The sequence below is a fragment of the Qipengyuania sp. genome, assembly GCF_048550555.1.
GTDB lineage: Bacteria > Pseudomonadota > Alphaproteobacteria > Sphingomonadales > Sphingomonadaceae > Qipengyuania.
In genome coordinates, this window is the sequence record NZ_JBLYYF010000043.1 from 1 (window position 1) to 13,837 (window position 13,837).

Genomic DNA, 13,837 nt, shown 5'->3' on the forward strand with positions numbered 1-13,837 from the left:
GCCTCGCGCCAGTACCGCAACATGGTCGAAGCGATGTCGACCGCCAAGCAACTCATGCTCGAAACGATGAGGATGAAATGATCACTTCGACGACCAACCAGGTGGCCGGCGCCACCAACACCACCGGCCCCGTTTCGGGCCGCGGCATGGACGCACTCGGGCAGGGCGACTTTCTCCGCCTGCTGACCGTCCAGATGCAGCAACAGGATCCCTTCGATCCCGTCGATAACAAGGAAATGCTCGCCCAGATGGCGCAGTTCTCCTCGCTCGCCGGGGTTTCCGAAACCAATGCCATGCTCGAGCGGATTGCGGACAAGCTCGACCAGCTGATCGAAACCACCCAGTCCGCATCCGAACTCTGACCCAGGGAGACACCCCATGTCCTTCTATACTTCGCTCAACGGCATGAAGAACGCGCAGACCTCGCTCGGGGTGATCGCGCACAATATCTCGAACTCGGAAACCTACGGCTTCAAGCGCAGCCGTACCGAATTCTCCGAAATCGTCGCCGGTTCCGCGCTGACCAACCCGCGCATGATCCAGGGCATCGGTGCCTCGGTTTCGTCGATCACGCAGAACTTCGCCCTCGGCCCCGTCGAACAGACGGGCTCGGCGCTCGATCTCGCGATTACCGGCGACGGCTTCTTCACCACGCGCTCGCCGGTCGATGGCAAGACGCTCTATACCCGCGCCGGCTCGTTCACCATGTCCGAGACGGGCAACATCGCCGACAGCGATGGCAACCGCCTGCAGGTGTTCCCGGTCGATGCCAATGGCGTGGTCACCGGCAACTCCATCTCCGACGCCCAGATCCCCGCGCAGAACGCCGCGGGAGCCGAGTTCGCCGGTGTGACGATCACCCGCGAAGGCCTCGTCCAGGCGTCGTATGCCGACGGTTCGGTCGAGCCGATCGGTGCGGTGGCGCTCGCCAGCTTCATCTCGCCGACCGGGCTCAAGAAGGTCGGTTCGGCGAACTGGGAAGGCACCGGTCTTTCGGGTCCCGCCACTTACGGTTCGCCCGGCTCGGGCGCCTATGGTTCGCTGCTCTCGGGTGCGCTCGAACGCTCGAACGTCGACATTGCCGAGGAACTCGTCGGGCTGATCACCGCCCAGCGCAACTTCCAGGCCAATGCCAAGGCGATCGACACCGCGACCCAGATCTCGCAGACCGTCATCAACCTGCGGACCTGATCCCCATGGACCGCCTCATCTATACCGCTCTTTCGGGCATGCGGGCGTCGATGGACAGCCAGCGCGTCATCGCGAGCAATATGGCCAATGCCAATACGCTCGGGTTCCGCGCCGAACTGCTCGACCAGCGCTCGGTCACCATCGAGGGCCAGCCCAACGAGGCCCGCGCGATGCAGACCACCGCGGTCCGCGGAGCGGATATGGCGGCGGGCGAAATCATCGAAACCGGTCGCGATCTCGACATCGCGGTCGCGACCGATGCGCTCATGGCGGTCCAGGCGGAAGACGGTACCGAGGCCTATACGCGCCGCGGCGACCTGTCGATTTCGGCCACCGGCCTGCTCGTCAATGGCGACGGGCGGCCGGTGCTCGGAGATACGGGTCCGATCACCATCCCGCCGGTCGGCATCCCTGGCATCGCACCCGACGGGACGGTGACGATCACCGACCCGACGGCGCCCGACCAGCCACCGGCCGAAGTCGGCCGGATCAAGCTGGCGACATGGGCGGGATCGCCGGTCAGCAAGGGGCTCGACGGCCTCTTCCGGGTCGAAGGCGGGGGCGTATTGCCGACCGACGAGGCGGCGAAGGTCCAGACCGGCGCGCTCGAACAGTCCAACGTCAAACCCACCGAAGTCCTGGTCGAGATGATCGATGCGCAGCGCCTCTTCGCGATGCGCAGCAAGCTCATCTCCACCGCACGCGAAGTCGACGAAAGCGGCGCGCAGCTCATGCGCCTCAGCTAATCAGGGAAAAGGAACACCACCATGCCCACTTCAGCCCTTCAGGTCGCTCGTACCGGGCTCGAGGCGCAGGATGCGCGGATGCGCGTCATTGCCAATAACCTCGCCAACGTCGGCACTACCGGCTTCAAGCGCGACCGCGCCAACTTCGCCACGCTCGCCTATCAGGATGCACGCGTCGCGGGGCAGCGTTCGTCAGGTGAAACCGCCTATGCCACCGGGCTCAATCTCGGCACCGGCGTCGCGGTCCAGTCGACCAGCCAGATCATGACGCAGGGTGCGCTCAACACCACCGGCAATGCCTTCGATCTCGCGCTCGACGGCGACGGCTATTTCCAGATCGAAATGCCCGGCGGCCGCACCGGCTACACCCGCGCAGGCAATTTCACCGTGTCGGCCGAAGGGCAGCTGGTGACGCAGCAGGGCTATGCCGTGCAGCCGGCGATCACCGTGCCCGAGGGGGCGACGTCGATTGCGGTTTCGCCCGACGGCACCGTTTCGGCAACCGTTCCGGGCGAGGCCGAAGCGACCGAACTGGGCCAGATCCAGGTGGCGCGCTTCACCAATCCTGCGGGCCTGCAGGCGATCGGCGACAACTTCCTCGTCGAAACCGCTGCCAGCGGTGCGGCGGAGCTCGCACCCGGCGGCGAGAACGGGCGGGGCAATATCCGCCAGGGCATGCTCGAAGCCTCGAACGTCAACATCGTCGAGGAACTGGTCGAAATGATCGAATGCCAGCGCGCCTACGAAATCAGCTCGAAGATGGTCTCGGCCGTCGACGAAATGCTCCGCAACGCCAACCAGACGCTGTGAGGACTGTCGCGATGAAATCCGCTCTCTGCATACTGCCCCTGGCGCTCGGCCTTGCCGCCTGCGGCGGTGGTTCCGCGCGGCCAGAAGGCTTTGCCGCGGCGCTCCCGCCCGCACCGCAGGCCACGCAGGTCCGCCATCAGGACGGCGCGATCTACCAGGCCAGCCAGGGCTATGCGCCGCTCTATTACGGCAATCGCGCGGCGAAGGTCGGCGACATCGTCACCATCGTGCTCGTCGAGCGGACGCAGACCTCGAAATCGACCAGCGGGTCGACCAAGCGCGACGGCAGCATCGGATTGTCGCTCCCCGCCTTCGTCGGAATCGACGACAGCGACCTTAATGCTTCGGGCGGTTCGTCGTTCAAAGGATCGGGCGATGCATCCCAGGCCAGTTCGATCCGGGCGGACCTGACCGTGACCATTGCCGAGGTTCGACCGAACGGGACGGCTCTCGTACGCGGGGAAAAGGTCATGCAACTCAGCCAGGGCGAAGAATGGGTCCAGCTTTCGGGCATCATCCGCCTCTCGGACATCGACCAGGACAACCGCATCCCCTCGATCCGCGTCGCCGATGCGCGGATCTCCTATTCGGGCGCGGGCTCGGTCCAGCGCGCGAGCCGCGAAGGCTGGCTGTCCAAGTTCTTCGGCGCGATCTCGCCCTTCTGAGGATGCCGATCATGATCCGTCGCCTCGCCTTCCTCTTCGTCGCGCTGCTCGCGTCGCTGCCGGTTCCGGCAGCGGCCGAGCGGGTGCGCGATCTCGGCCAGTTCCAGTCGGTCCGCTCCAACCAGCTGACCGGCTATGGCGTCGTCGTCGGCCTCGACGGTTCGGGCGACGACAATTTCGCCTATGTCACGCAGGCCATGCGCGGCGTGTCGGGCCGGCTCGGCCTGCAGCTGCCGCCGGGCGTCAATCCGGCGCTCAAAAACGCGGCTGCGGTGATCATCACCGCTGAACTGCCCGCCTTCGCCAAGCCCGGCCAGCGGATCGACGTCACCGTGTCGACCATGGGCAAGGCCAAGTCGCTGCGCGGCGGTGCGCTCGTCATGACCCCGCTCTATGGTGCCGACGGCCAGATCTACGCGATGGCGCAGGGCAACCTCGCTGTCGGCGGGCTCGGCGTGTCGGGCAAGGACGGCTCGAAGCTGACCGTCAATGTGCCGACCGTGGGCCGGATCGCCGACGGTGCGACCGTCGAACAGGCGGTGGCCAGCAATTTCGACTTTTCCGAAGTGCTGCGCTGGAACCTCTACCAGGCCGACTTCCTGACCATTTCGCGCGTCCGCGATGCGATCAACGCCGCCTATCCGGGCATGGCGCAGGTCGAGGACGGGGTGACGCTGGCGCTGATGCTCCCGCCGGGCGCCAACACCCGCGCCGAGATCATGGCGCAGATCGAGATGCTCGATATCGACCCGGCCGAACGCGCCGCCAAGGTGGTGATCAACAGCCGTACCGGCACGATCGTCATCTCCAGCGCTGTGCGGCTCGCCCCCGCGGCGATCAGCCATGGCAGCCTGGTGGTGCGGATCGACGAAAACCCCACCGTGGTCCAGCCCGAGCCTTTCTCGCGCGGACGCACCGCAGTCGAGCCCGACAGCACGATCACCGCTCGCCAGCAGGACAATGTCGTCTCGCGCGTCGGCCCCGGTGCCTCGCTCGCCGAAGTGGTCGATGCGCTCAACGCGCTGGGTGCAACCCCGGCCGATTTGGTCGCGATCCTCGAAGGTCTCAAGCAGGCCGGATCGCTCACTGCGGAGCTCGTGATCATATGACCGCCTTTCCGATCTCCATGACCGGCGCGAAGCCGCTTGCCGAGCGCGAGGCTTCGCCGGAACGGACCGAACTGCGCCAGGCGGCGCAGCAGTTCGAGGCGATCCTGCTGCGCCAGATGCTCGCCAGCGCGCGCAACACCGATTTCGGGGGCAACGACCTGTTCAGCGGCGAGGGCGAGGATACCTTCCGCGAGATGCGCGACGCGCGCTTTGCCGAGGTGACCGCGCAGTCGGGCCAGCTCGGCTTCGCCGCCGCCATCGAACAGCAGTTGTCGCGCTTCCTCCCGCAGGGGGAGAGCTGATGGCTTCGGACCTTCTCTCGATCGCCGCCAGCGGTGCCCGCGCGGCACGCGGCGCGCTCGACGTCACGGCGCAGAACATCGCCAACGCGTCGAGCGACGGATACGTCCGTCGCAGCCTGCGGATCGAGGAAGTCTCCGCTTCGGGCGGTGCCGGACGGATCGGCGACATCTCGCTGTCGGGTGCGCGGATCGCGGAGATCCGCCGCAACGCGGACTCCTTCCTCCAGGGCGAGGTCCGTCGCACTTCGGGCGACCTGCAGCGCGCCGATACCGAGCTTTCGGGCCTGCGCAACATGGAAAGCGCGCTCGAACAGTCGGGCGTCTTCACCGCCGTGGTCGAATTCGAAGCGGTGCTCCAGCAGCTCGCCGGCGACCCCACCGATCCCTCGCGCCGCGCAGCCGTGGTCGCCGAGGCGGATACGCTGGCCAACAAGTTCAACATCACCGCCTCGGGCTTCGACTCGGTCGGCGCAGGCCTGCGTTTCGAAGCGGAATCGCAGGTTTCGGAGGCCAATATCGTCGGTGGCGAACTGGCGCGGGTGAACCTGCGCCTGACCCGCGCCGGGACCGGCAGCAGCGACCGCGCGGCCCTGCTCGACCAGCGCGACCAGCTGCTAGAGCGGCTCGCCGGCTTCACGTCGATTTCGACGACTTTCGCCAGCGACGGAACCGTCGCGGTCTCGCTCGGCAGCAACCCCGCCCGCAGCTTCGTGCAGGGGGGCGCCGCTTCCACTCTGAGTTCGGCCACTGCCGCCGACGGAACGATGAGTTTCGCGGTCAACGGCCAGGCCGTCACGCCGGGCTCGGGCGCGCTCGCCGGTGCCTCGCTTGCACTGACCGAACTGGCATCGGTCCGCGGCAGGCTCGATGCCATTGCCGCGGGCCTCGCCGACGTGGTGAACAACGCCCAGGCTGCCGGCGTCGCGCTCGACGGCACTCAGGGCCAGCCGATCTTTGCCGGCAGCACGGCCGGCACGTTGCGCGTGGTGATGACCGACGGCAAGGGGCTGGCCACGGCCCCCGCGGGGGCAGTGGCGGGAAGCCGCGACGACGCCAATCTCAATGCGCTGCGCCAGTCGCTGGCCGGTCTCGATCCCGCCCAGCAGTTGAGCGGGGTGCTGTTCGACGTGTCGAGCAAGGTTGCGGGCCGCAACGTCACCCAGAGCGCGCTCGAGACGATCGCCTCGTCGGCGCGCGTCTCGCTCGAACAGCAGTCGGGCGTCGATCTCGATGCCGAGGCGGCCAATCTGATCCGTTTCCAGCAGGCGTTCCAGGCTTCGGGCAGGGCCATGCAGGCCGCCAGCGACATTTTCGACACTCTTCTGGGGATCGGCCGATGATCAATCTCAGCACCGGGGCCTTCTACGAGCGCGGAACGCGGCAGATCAGCAGCCTGCGCTCGCAGGCGGAATCGCTCCAGCAGCAGATCGGGACGGGCGAGCGCCTCGAACGCTCCTCGGACGATCCGGTCGCGGCGGCGCGCCTGCGCATGCTCAGCCGGAACGAGCGGATCGCCAACGTGGATACGCGCAATTCGCAGCTGGCCGAGGCCGATCTTTCGCTCACCGACCAGGCCCTCGGTTCGGTTGCCGACCTGGTCGTGCGCGTGCGCGAGCTGGCGGTGCAGGCCACCAACAGCACGCTCAGCGACGACCAGCGCGCCGCGATCGGCGCGGAAGTCGCCGGCTTGCGCGAAAACCTCGTCCTGCTGGCGAATGGCCGGAACATCGCCGGCCATTCGCTGCTTGGCGGACAGGCCTCGGGCGCAGCCTATGCCGACAATGGCGGCACGATCCAGTTCGTGGGCACGACCGAGATCACGCCGCTTGAGATCGGCGAAGGCCAGACGGTGGTTCCGGGCCTGACGGGCCCCGATGTCTTCCAGTTCGACACCGCCAATGGCTCGACCGACCTGTTCACCGTGCTCGGCGATCTTGCTGCCGTCCTCAAGGCCGGCGGTCAGGGCGCGGCCGAAGCCGGCGCCGCCTCGCTGGCCGACCTCGACGCCGGCCTAGAGAAAGTCACCACCGCGCAGACCGTCGTCGGCGCGCGGCTCAACTGGATCGACCTGATGACCGAGCGGCGCGAGGCCAATGCCGAACGCGTGGCGGATGAACGCTCGAATGTCGGCGGTGCCGATATCGCCGTGACGATGAGCCGGCTGCAGGAAACGCTCACCGTACTCGAAGCGAGCCAGGCCAGCTTCGTCCGTCTTGCCAATCTTTCGCTCTTCTCGATGCTGCGCTGATCGCGGCCTGAAAATACAGGGGATTCAATCGTGTTCGCCGCAATCGGAATAGTCATTTTGCTCGTCATGGTGTTCGGCGGCTTCGCCCTCACCGGTGGCGCACTGGGGCCGGTGATGGAAGCCGTGCCGCACGAAATGCTGATCATCGGCGGCGCCGCGATTGGCGCGCTGGTGGCGGGTAACTCGATGGACGGCCTCAAGGCGATCGGGAAGTCCTTCAAGGTCATCTTCAAGGGTCCGCAGCATACCAAGCAGGACCATATCGATGCGATCGCGCTGACCGCGCAGTGCATGAAACTGCTCAAGAACGAGGGCCCCGTCGCACTGGAAAGCCACGTCGAGAATCCGCAGGATTCGACGATCTTCAGCGCCTATCCCAACCTGCTCAAGAACGAGCCCCTGATCGGCCTGATCTGCGACACGCTGACGCTGCTGGTGGTGTCGTCGGGCACGCTCGAGACGCATGCGGTCGAGGAAGTGATGGACAATGCGATGAAGACGCATTTCCACGAGCTCCACGAGCCGCAGCACACGCTCCAGTCGCTCGCCGACGCGCTGCCCGCGCTGGGCATCGTCGCGGCGGTCCTGGGCGTGGTGAAGACCATGGGTTCGATCGACAAGCCCCCCGAGATTCTCGGAGGCATGATCGGTTCGGCACTGGTCGGAACCTTTCTCGGCGTGCTGCTCGCCTATGGCATCGTCGGCCCGCTCGCCGGGCGCCTCAAGCAGGTGCTCGAGCAGGACGAACAGATCTTCCACGCGGTCAAGCAGGTGATCATCGCCTCGCTCTACGGCCACCCGCAGCCGCTGGTGGTCGAAAGCGCCCGCTCGGGCCTCGGCCACACGGTTCGTCCGGGGCTGAACGAACTGCTCGACGCGCTCAGGGGTAGATAAGATGGCCAGCAAGGCGGCGGGCCGCAACGAGCCACCCGTTCCGATCATCGTCAAGAAGGTCACGGTCGTCGCGGCGTCGGGTCATCACGGCGGCGCCTGGAAGGTCGCCTATGCCGACTTCGTCACCGCGATGATGGCGTTCTTCCTGCTGCTGTGGCTGCTCGGCGCGACGACCGAGGACCAGCGCAAGGGCCTCGCCGACTATTTCACCCCGACGCTGGTCAAGACCAAGGAACAGAGCGCGGGCGCGGACGGCGTGCTCGGCGGCTCCTCGCTGGTCGATGTCGACAGTTACCCGCATGCGGCCGGGCAGACGGGCACGAAGGCGCTGACCGTTCCCCGCGATGCGACCGGCGGACCGAAGGAAGGCGCCGCCAGCATCAAGCAGATCGAGCGGCGGGTTACGGCGGCGATCGCCGATGAAGAGCGCCTCAAGCGCCTGATGCGCCAGGTACGCATGGTCGACACCACCACCGGAATCAGGATCGACCTCGTCGACGACGCGGATTTTTCGATGTTCTCGCTCGGGACGACTGTCCTGACCACGGATGCGCGCGATCTGCTCGATCTCATCGCCGAGGCGATCGGTCCTGAAGCCGGCAAGATCACCGTGCGCGGCCATACCGACGCGCTGCAGTATCGCGATCCGGCACGGGTCAACAACTGGTCGCTGTCGGCGGGCCGTGCGGAAACGACGCGCCAGATGCTCATCCGTCACGGCATCGCGCGCACCCGCTTCCGCCGCATCGAAGGCGTCGCCGATACTGAACCGCTGATCGCGAACGATCCCTCCGATCCGCGCAACCGCCGGATTTCGATCACGCTCGAGCGCTAAGCCGCGCTCAGCGCCGGGCGTAGGCGCGGCAGAAGACCTCGACTGCCCCGGCGATTCGTTCGCGGTTTCGCCGGGGATCGTCGGGAACCCCGAAGCGGCGCTCGAGATCGCCCATGCCCTTGCACATGCTGGCGAATTGTTCGGCGGCTAGCTCAGCATCGTCGATCTCGATGTCGCCCGCGTCGTGCATCGCCGCGAGCAGGGCAGCAAAGGCCTTCTTCATCCGCAGCGGACCGGCAGCTAGGAAGGCTTCGCCGACCGCCGGCTCGTGTTCGGTTTCGGCCGCGATACGCCGTTCGAACTGCACCATCCGGGGGCGCGAGAGGAAGGTGACCATTGCCTCGCCGATCGCGGTGAGCCGGTCGCGCAGACTGCCCGAGGCGATCTTCGGCACTTCGAGACTGCCGCGCAATTGCGCGCATTCCTGCTCCACGGCGGCGGTGAACAGCGCGCGCTTGTCGCCGAAGCGATTGTAGATCGTGACCTTGGAAACCCCGGCGTCGGCGGCGATCTGTTCGATCGAGCTGGCCGCGAAGCCGTGCTCGAAAAAGCTCGCCGCCGCGGCTGCCAGGATCGCCTCGCGCTTGGCCTCGTCCGCCGGACGGCCACTGCGTTTGGGCCTGCTGCTTGACAATATGAACGCCTCCGTTCATGTGAACTACATCGTTCAATAATGAACGAATCGAGGGAACAAGGCAAGCGCACGTGCTCTGGATCGCGATCAGGATGCTCACCGGCGATGCCCAGAAGTTCTACGGGCTGGTGTTCGGAATTGCTTTCTCGACGCTGCTGATCACCCAGCAGCTGACCATTTTCGTCAATCTGATCGAGCGCGGCGCGAGCGGCGTCTACAACGTCTCAAGCGCCGATATATGGGTCATGGATCCGGTCAGCCGCACCACCGACATCGCCTATGCCATGCCCTCGACCGCGCTCGACAAGGTGCGCAGCGTCGAAGGCGTTGCCTGGGCGGTGCCGCATATCCGCGCGCAGGCGAGCGTGCGCACCGGTGACGGCGATCTCGAGGGCGTGGCAGTCATCGGGGTCGACGATGCGACGCTGATCGGACTGCCCAAGCGCATGCTCGAAGGGTCGACCGAAGTGCTGGAACAGCCCGACAGCGTCATCATCGACGATGTCGGTGCGACGCGCATGTTCCCCGACCAGTCGCCGATCGGCGAGCGGCTCGAACTCAACGATCAGCGCGCGGTCATCCGCGGGATCGCCGATGCCATTCCCAGCTTCACCAGCACCGTGGTGCTCTACACCAAATACAGCCAGGCGCTGAACTACGTGCCCGGTACGCGCAACCGCCTGTCCTTCGTGTTGGTGGGGGCCGAAGATCCCGCGCGAGCCAAGGCGCTGTCCGAGCGGATCGAGCGCGAAACGGGGCTGAAGGCACAGACGCGCGACGAATTCGCCGAAGACGGGATCGACTTCATCATCGAGAACACCGGCATCCCGTTCAATTTCGGGATCACCGTGGCGCTTGGCTTCATCGTCGGCGTGGCGATCGTCGGGCTGACTTTCAGTCTGTTCATCCGGGATAACATCAAGCAGTTCGGTGCGCTCAAGGCGATCGGGGTCACCAACGCCAAGATTCGCCGGATGGTGACGGTGCAGGCGGGGCTGGTCGGGCTGATCGGCTACGGCTTGGGCGTACTCGGAACGATCCTCTTCATCTGGGGCTTCTCCGGCAATCCGACCTTCAAGGGGTTCTACATTCCCTGGCAGATCCCGCTCGTAAGTCTGGCTTCGGTGGCGCTGATCCTGGCGCTGACCGGCTGGCTGGCGCTGCGCAACGTCCTCCGGACCGAACCGGCATCGGTGTTCCGCTGATGGGGCCCCCGCTCGACACCAGCGGCATCGGCGGCTGCAACCCCGAAGCGGCGATCTGCACGCGCGGGGTGACGCGCGATTTCCAGGCGGGGCAGCAGACGATCACCGTGCTCCACGGCATCGATCTCGATATCCGCGCGGGCGAGATGACCTTTCTTGTCGGCGAGAGCGGCTCGGGCAAGACTACGCTGATCTCGATCATGTGCGGAATCCTCTGGCCGACGCTGGGCGAGGTGAAGGTCTTCGGCACCGACATCTACGAGCTCGGCGACAGCGAACTCGTCGAATTCCGTCTCGCCAACATCGGCTTCATCTTCCAGCAGTACAATCTCATCCCCTCGATCGATGCCGCCAGCAATGCCGCCGTGCCGCTGATCGCACAGGGGATGGAGCGCCCCGAGGCTCGCGAACGTGCGGTGGCGATGCTCGAGAAGCTCAATATCGGCGACCAGGCGAACAAGCTGCCGAGCCAGCTGTCCGGCGGCCAGCAGCAGCGCGTCGCCATTGCCCGCGCGCTGGTGCACGAACCGCGGCTGGTGGTGTGCGACGAGCCCACCGCAGCCCTCGATGCTTCCTCCGGCCGGCGGGTAATGGACCTGCTGCGCGAGGTCGCGGTGGCCGAAAACCGCGCCTGCATCATCGTGACCCACGACAACCGCATCTTCGACCTCGCCGACCGCATCCTCGTGCTCGAGGACGGTCGGATCACCCATGACGGCAGCGATATGCCCGAAGGACACTGACATGGCCCTCGACTGGAAAAACCTCAGCTTCCCGCGCCAGATCCTCCCCGCGATTGCCGTGGTCGCCCTGCTCGGCGCGGCGGCCTTCATCCTTGCGGGCCTGCCCGACCGCACGCTGTCCGATCCTGCGCGCGAGCCACCGCATGCGTCCTCCGATCTGGCCGCGCAGCCTCGAGTGGCGGGATCCGGCGTGGTCGAACCGTCGAGCGAGACGGTCCAGATCGGCTCGCCGCTCTCGGGCCTCGTCACCCGCCTCATGGTCCAACCCGGCGACCGCGTCGGCGAAGGCCAGTTGCTGTTCGCGCTCGACGATCGCGCCGCCCGCGCGCAACTGCGCGAGGCGCAGGCCGCGATCGCCGAGGCCCGCGCCGCGATCTCCGAGGCGCAGAGCGCGCGCGCCACGGCCGGTCGCCAGCTCGCGCTCTACCGCCAGGTCGAGGATCCCGCCGCGGTGAGCCGCGCCGAGGTGATCCGCGCCGAGGGCGATGCCAGTGCTGCGAGCGAACGCCTTCGGCTGGCGCAGGCGCGGCTGCAGGCGGCCGAGGCCCGCGCCGGATCGGCACGGACCGAAATCGATCGCTTGTCGATCCGCGCGCCGATGGCGGGTGAAGTCTTGGCGGTGAACATCCGCAAGGGCGAATTCGTCAGCACCATGGGCGGCGGCGGATCGCAGCCCTTCATCGAAATGGGGCAGACGAGCCCGCTGCATGTCCGGATCGACATCGACGAGGAACAGGCCCCGCGGCTCAGGCTGGGCGCGCCGGCCACGGTCAGCCCGCGCGGCGCGGCGGACAAGCAGGTCGAGGCGGTCTTCGTCCGTGCAGAGCCGCAGGTGGTGCCCAAGCGCTCTCTCACAAACAGCGCTGCGGAACGCGTCGACGTGCGGGTGCTGCAGGCGATCTACCAGCTTCCCGAGACGAACGGGCTGTTCCGCGTCGGCCAGCAGGTCGATGCCTATATCCCCGCCAAGGGTGACGGAGAGTGAGAGCGCGCACGCTCCTCCCCGCCGCCAGCGCGCTGGCGCTGGCCGCCTGCACCGCCGGCCCACCGCCCGAGGTGGCGACGCCGCTGCCGGAGCTGCCCGAAAGCTTCCTCTTCGCGCCCGATGGCGAGGCGAAAACGTCGCTTGCCCAACTGATGCCGACCGAGGATCCGGCCTTCGTTGCACTGGCGCGCCGGGCGCTCGCATCCTCGCCCACGCTGGGCGAGGCGGCGGCGCGCGTCGAGCAGGCGCGCGCGGGGGCCGACCGGGCCGGCGCCGAGCGCCTTCCGTCGATCGGCGCCGATGCGTCGGTGACCGGGCAGCGGACCAACCCCAATTCCTTCGGCGGGAACCTGCCGGCAGGCATCGCCCTCGATACCGAGCGCGTGTCCTATGCCGCCAATCTCACCGCGCGCTGGGACCTCGATCTTTTCGGACGCCTCAAGGCGAGCGAGCGCGCTGCGCTGGCCAAGGTCGATGCCGCGAGTGCGCAGGCGCAGGCGGTGCGGATCGCGCTGCTGTCGGAAATCGCCGCAGGCGTTATCGACTGGCGCACGCTCGAGGCGCGCGAACGCGAAGTCGGCAGCGATCTCGCCGCGGCGGAGGATCTGGCGCGGCTCGCGGGCGTGCGCGAACGCGCCGGCCTTGCGCCGGGGTTCGACCGGGTTCGTGCGGAAAGTTCGGCGGCGAGTTCGCGCAGCCGCCTGGCGGCGCTCGAGAGCGAACGGACGCGCCTGCTGGGTCGTCTCGTGACGCTGACGGCGCAGGGCGGTGCCGATGTCCGCGCCGCGCTGGCGCAGCGCGCCGGCGATAGCGAGATCCCCGCGCCGCCCGCGGCCCTGCCTTCGGCACTGCTCGCCAATCGCCCCGACGTATTGGCCGCCGCAGCCACGCTGGCATCAGCCGATGCGCAGCTTGCCGCGACGGCACGCCGGCGCTTCCCGACATTCAGCCTCTCGGGAGCGATCGGCCTGCTGGCCTTCGGCTTGGGCGACCTTTTCGACAGTGACTCTGTGGTCGGGTCGCTCGCTGCCGGCATTGCCGGACCGCTGCTCGACTTCGGGCGGATCGCAGCCGAGATCGACGGCGCGGCGGCCGAGAAGAAGGCCAGCTTTCAAGCCTATCGCGGCGCGGTCTATACGGCGCTGGGAGATGCGGAGGCGGGATATGGTCTCGTTTCCGCCGCCGATGCCGAAGTTGCGGCGGCGGCGAGCGAGGCGGCCAACCTCCAGCGTGCCGCGCGGTTGGCGAACACGCGCTATCAGGCCGGCCTCGCCGACTTCCTCACCGTGCTCGAGGCGCGCCGCGCGGCCGATGCAAGCGGCGAGCGCGCCGCGGCCGCCTTGGGACGGGCACGGCGGGCGCGCGTGCTGTTGTGGCAGGCACTGGGCGGGAGCGAGCTTCCCTGAGCTTCTGGCCTCGATCGTAGCCCCGCCGTCGACCCCTAATGGCGATTGCTCGCGGCATTGCCGA

Annotated in this window: 16 protein-coding genes; 15 read left to right on the forward strand and 1 reads right to left on the reverse strand. The window is 67.3% G+C overall.

Going from position 1 to position 13,837, the window contains the following annotated elements; genetic code table 11:
* Positions 1 to 77 precede the first annotated feature (77 nt).
* From ACN4E0_RS11340 to ACN4E0_RS11390, 11 genes are read left to right on the forward strand one after another with little or no spacing between them, the layout of a single operon-like run.
* Entirely contained in the window at positions 78 to 362 is a 285-nt protein-coding gene (locus tag ACN4E0_RS11340) for a flagellar hook assembly protein FlgD (protein WP_419567909.1), read from the forward strand.
* 16 nt (positions 363 to 378) lie between these two features.
* Positions 379 to 1,191, forward strand: a complete 813-nt coding sequence (locus ACN4E0_RS11345) for a flagellar hook-basal body complex protein (RefSeq protein ID WP_419567911.1) — start codon at positions 379 to 381, stop codon at positions 1,189 to 1,191.
* 5 nt (positions 1,192 to 1,196) lie between these two features.
* Positions 1,197 to 1,937 (forward strand): flagellar basal body rod protein FlgF, encoded by a 741-nt coding sequence (locus ACN4E0_RS11350; RefSeq protein ID WP_419567913.1) that lies wholly within the window; start codon positions 1,197 to 1,199, stop codon positions 1,935 to 1,937.
* A 21-nt stretch (positions 1,938 to 1,958) separates the two neighbouring features.
* Positions 1,959 to 2,747 carry a flagellar basal-body rod protein FlgG gene (gene flgG, locus ACN4E0_RS11355; RefSeq protein WP_419567915.1) on the forward strand — a complete coding sequence of 263 codons (789 nt, stop codon included), beginning with the start codon at positions 1,959 to 1,961 and terminating at the stop codon, positions 2,745 to 2,747.
* Positions 2,748 to 2,758: 11 nt separating this feature from the next.
* Positions 2,759 to 3,412, forward strand: a complete 654-nt coding sequence (locus ACN4E0_RS11360; RefSeq protein WP_419567917.1) for a flagellar basal body L-ring protein FlgH — start codon at positions 2,759 to 2,761, stop codon at positions 3,410 to 3,412.
* Positions 3,413 to 3,423: 11 nt separating this feature from the next.
* On the forward strand, positions 3,424 to 4,521 hold the full coding sequence (locus ACN4E0_RS11365) for a flagellar basal body P-ring protein FlgI (protein ID WP_419567919.1): 1,098 nt from the start codon (positions 3,424 to 3,426) through the stop codon (positions 4,519 to 4,521).
* Positions 4,518 to 4,823 (forward strand): rod-binding protein, encoded by a 306-nt coding sequence (locus ACN4E0_RS11370; protein WP_370033414.1) that lies wholly within the window; start codon positions 4,518 to 4,520, stop codon positions 4,821 to 4,823. The genes ACN4E0_RS11365 and ACN4E0_RS11370 overlap by 4 nt, the downstream gene beginning before the upstream one ends.
* The gene (gene flgK / locus ACN4E0_RS11375; protein ID WP_419567921.1) at positions 4,823 to 6,163 is read left to right on the forward strand and encodes a flagellar hook-associated protein FlgK; all 1,341 of its coding nucleotides are present in this window, start codon (positions 4,823 to 4,825) and stop codon (positions 6,161 to 6,163) included. The genes ACN4E0_RS11370 and flgK overlap by 1 nt, the downstream gene beginning before the upstream one ends.
* Complete coding sequence (locus tag ACN4E0_RS11380; protein ID WP_419567923.1) at positions 6,160 to 7,071, forward strand: flagellar biosynthesis protein FlgL; 912 nt, start codon at positions 6,160 to 6,162, stop codon at positions 7,069 to 7,071. The genes flgK and ACN4E0_RS11380 overlap by 4 nt, the downstream gene beginning before the upstream one ends.
* A 30-nt stretch (positions 7,072 to 7,101) precedes the next feature.
* Positions 7,102 to 7,965: a flagellar motor stator protein MotA gene (gene motA / locus ACN4E0_RS11385; protein ID WP_419567925.1), complete on the forward strand. Its 864-nt coding sequence runs from the start codon at positions 7,102 to 7,104 to the stop codon at positions 7,963 to 7,965.
* 1 nt (position 7,966) lies between these two features.
* On the forward strand, positions 7,967 to 8,800 hold the full coding sequence (locus ACN4E0_RS11390; protein ID WP_419567927.1) for a flagellar motor protein MotB: 834 nt from the start codon (positions 7,967 to 7,969) through the stop codon (positions 8,798 to 8,800).
* Between the two features lie 7 nt (positions 8,801 to 8,807).
* Here the strand turns inward: ACN4E0_RS11390 and ACN4E0_RS11395 are convergent, their stop codons facing one another.
* Positions 8,808 to 9,434, reverse strand: a complete 627-nt coding sequence (locus tag ACN4E0_RS11395) for a TetR/AcrR family transcriptional regulator (RefSeq protein WP_419567929.1) — start codon at positions 9,432 to 9,434, stop codon at positions 8,808 to 8,810.
* 71 nt (positions 9,435 to 9,505) lie between these two features.
* On the opposite strand from ACN4E0_RS11395, the gene ACN4E0_RS11400 reads away from it, so the two are divergent.
* The 4 genes from ACN4E0_RS11400 to ACN4E0_RS11415 are packed head-to-tail and all read left to right on the forward strand — an operon-like array spanning position 9,506 to position 13,773.
* Entirely contained in the window at positions 9,506 to 10,639 is a 1,134-nt protein-coding gene (locus tag ACN4E0_RS11400; RefSeq protein ID WP_419567931.1) for an ABC transporter permease, read from the forward strand.
* Positions 10,639 to 11,382, forward strand: coding sequence for an ABC transporter ATP-binding protein (locus tag ACN4E0_RS11405; protein ID WP_419567933.1), 744 nt, complete (start codon positions 10,639 to 10,641; stop codon positions 11,380 to 11,382). Before ACN4E0_RS11400 ends, ACN4E0_RS11405 begins: the two co-directional genes overlap by 1 nt.
* Position 11,383: 1 nt before the next feature.
* Positions 11,384 to 12,367 (forward strand): efflux RND transporter periplasmic adaptor subunit, encoded by a 984-nt coding sequence (locus ACN4E0_RS11410; RefSeq protein WP_419567935.1) that lies wholly within the window; start codon positions 11,384 to 11,386, stop codon positions 12,365 to 12,367.
* Positions 12,364 to 13,773 (forward strand): efflux transporter outer membrane subunit, encoded by a 1,410-nt coding sequence (locus tag ACN4E0_RS11415; protein ID WP_419567937.1) that lies wholly within the window; start codon positions 12,364 to 12,366, stop codon positions 13,771 to 13,773. Before ACN4E0_RS11410 ends, ACN4E0_RS11415 begins: the two co-directional genes overlap by 4 nt.
* Positions 13,774 to 13,837 lie beyond the last annotated feature (64 nt).

Excerpts from the sequence above, each read along its gene's own strand:
- ACN4E0_RS11340 (WP_419567909.1), top strand. The coding sequence starts at position 78 with ATGATCACTTCGACGACCAACCAGGTGGCCGGCGCCACCAACACCACC.
- ACN4E0_RS11345 (WP_419567911.1), top strand. The coding sequence starts at position 379 with ATGTCCTTCTATACTTCGCTCAACGGCATGAAGAACGCGCAGACCTCG.
- ACN4E0_RS11350 (WP_419567913.1), top strand. The coding sequence starts at position 1,197 with ATGGACCGCCTCATCTATACCGCTCTTTCGGGCATGCGGGCGTCGATG.
- flgG (WP_419567915.1), top strand. The coding sequence starts at position 1,959 with ATGCCCACTTCAGCCCTTCAGGTCGCTCGTACCGGGCTCGAGGCGCAG.
- ACN4E0_RS11360 (WP_419567917.1), top strand. The coding sequence starts at position 2,759 with ATGAAATCCGCTCTCTGCATACTGCCCCTGGCGCTCGGCCTTGCCGCC.
- ACN4E0_RS11365 (WP_419567919.1), top strand. The coding sequence starts at position 3,424 with ATGATCCGTCGCCTCGCCTTCCTCTTCGTCGCGCTGCTCGCGTCGCTG.
- ACN4E0_RS11370 (WP_370033414.1), top strand. The coding sequence starts at position 4,518 with ATGACCGCCTTTCCGATCTCCATGACCGGCGCGAAGCCGCTTGCCGAG.
- flgK (WP_419567921.1), top strand. The coding sequence starts at position 4,823 with ATGGCTTCGGACCTTCTCTCGATCGCCGCCAGCGGTGCCCGCGCGGCA.
- ACN4E0_RS11380 (WP_419567923.1), top strand. The coding sequence starts at position 6,160 with ATGATCAATCTCAGCACCGGGGCCTTCTACGAGCGCGGAACGCGGCAG.
- ACN4E0_RS11390 (WP_419567927.1), top strand. The coding sequence starts at position 7,967 with ATGGCCAGCAAGGCGGCGGGCCGCAACGAGCCACCCGTTCCGATCATC.
- ACN4E0_RS11405 (WP_419567933.1), top strand. The coding sequence starts at position 10,639 with ATGGGGCCCCCGCTCGACACCAGCGGCATCGGCGGCTGCAACCCCGAA.
- ACN4E0_RS11410 (WP_419567935.1), top strand. The coding sequence starts at position 11,384 with ATGGCCCTCGACTGGAAAAACCTCAGCTTCCCGCGCCAGATCCTCCCC.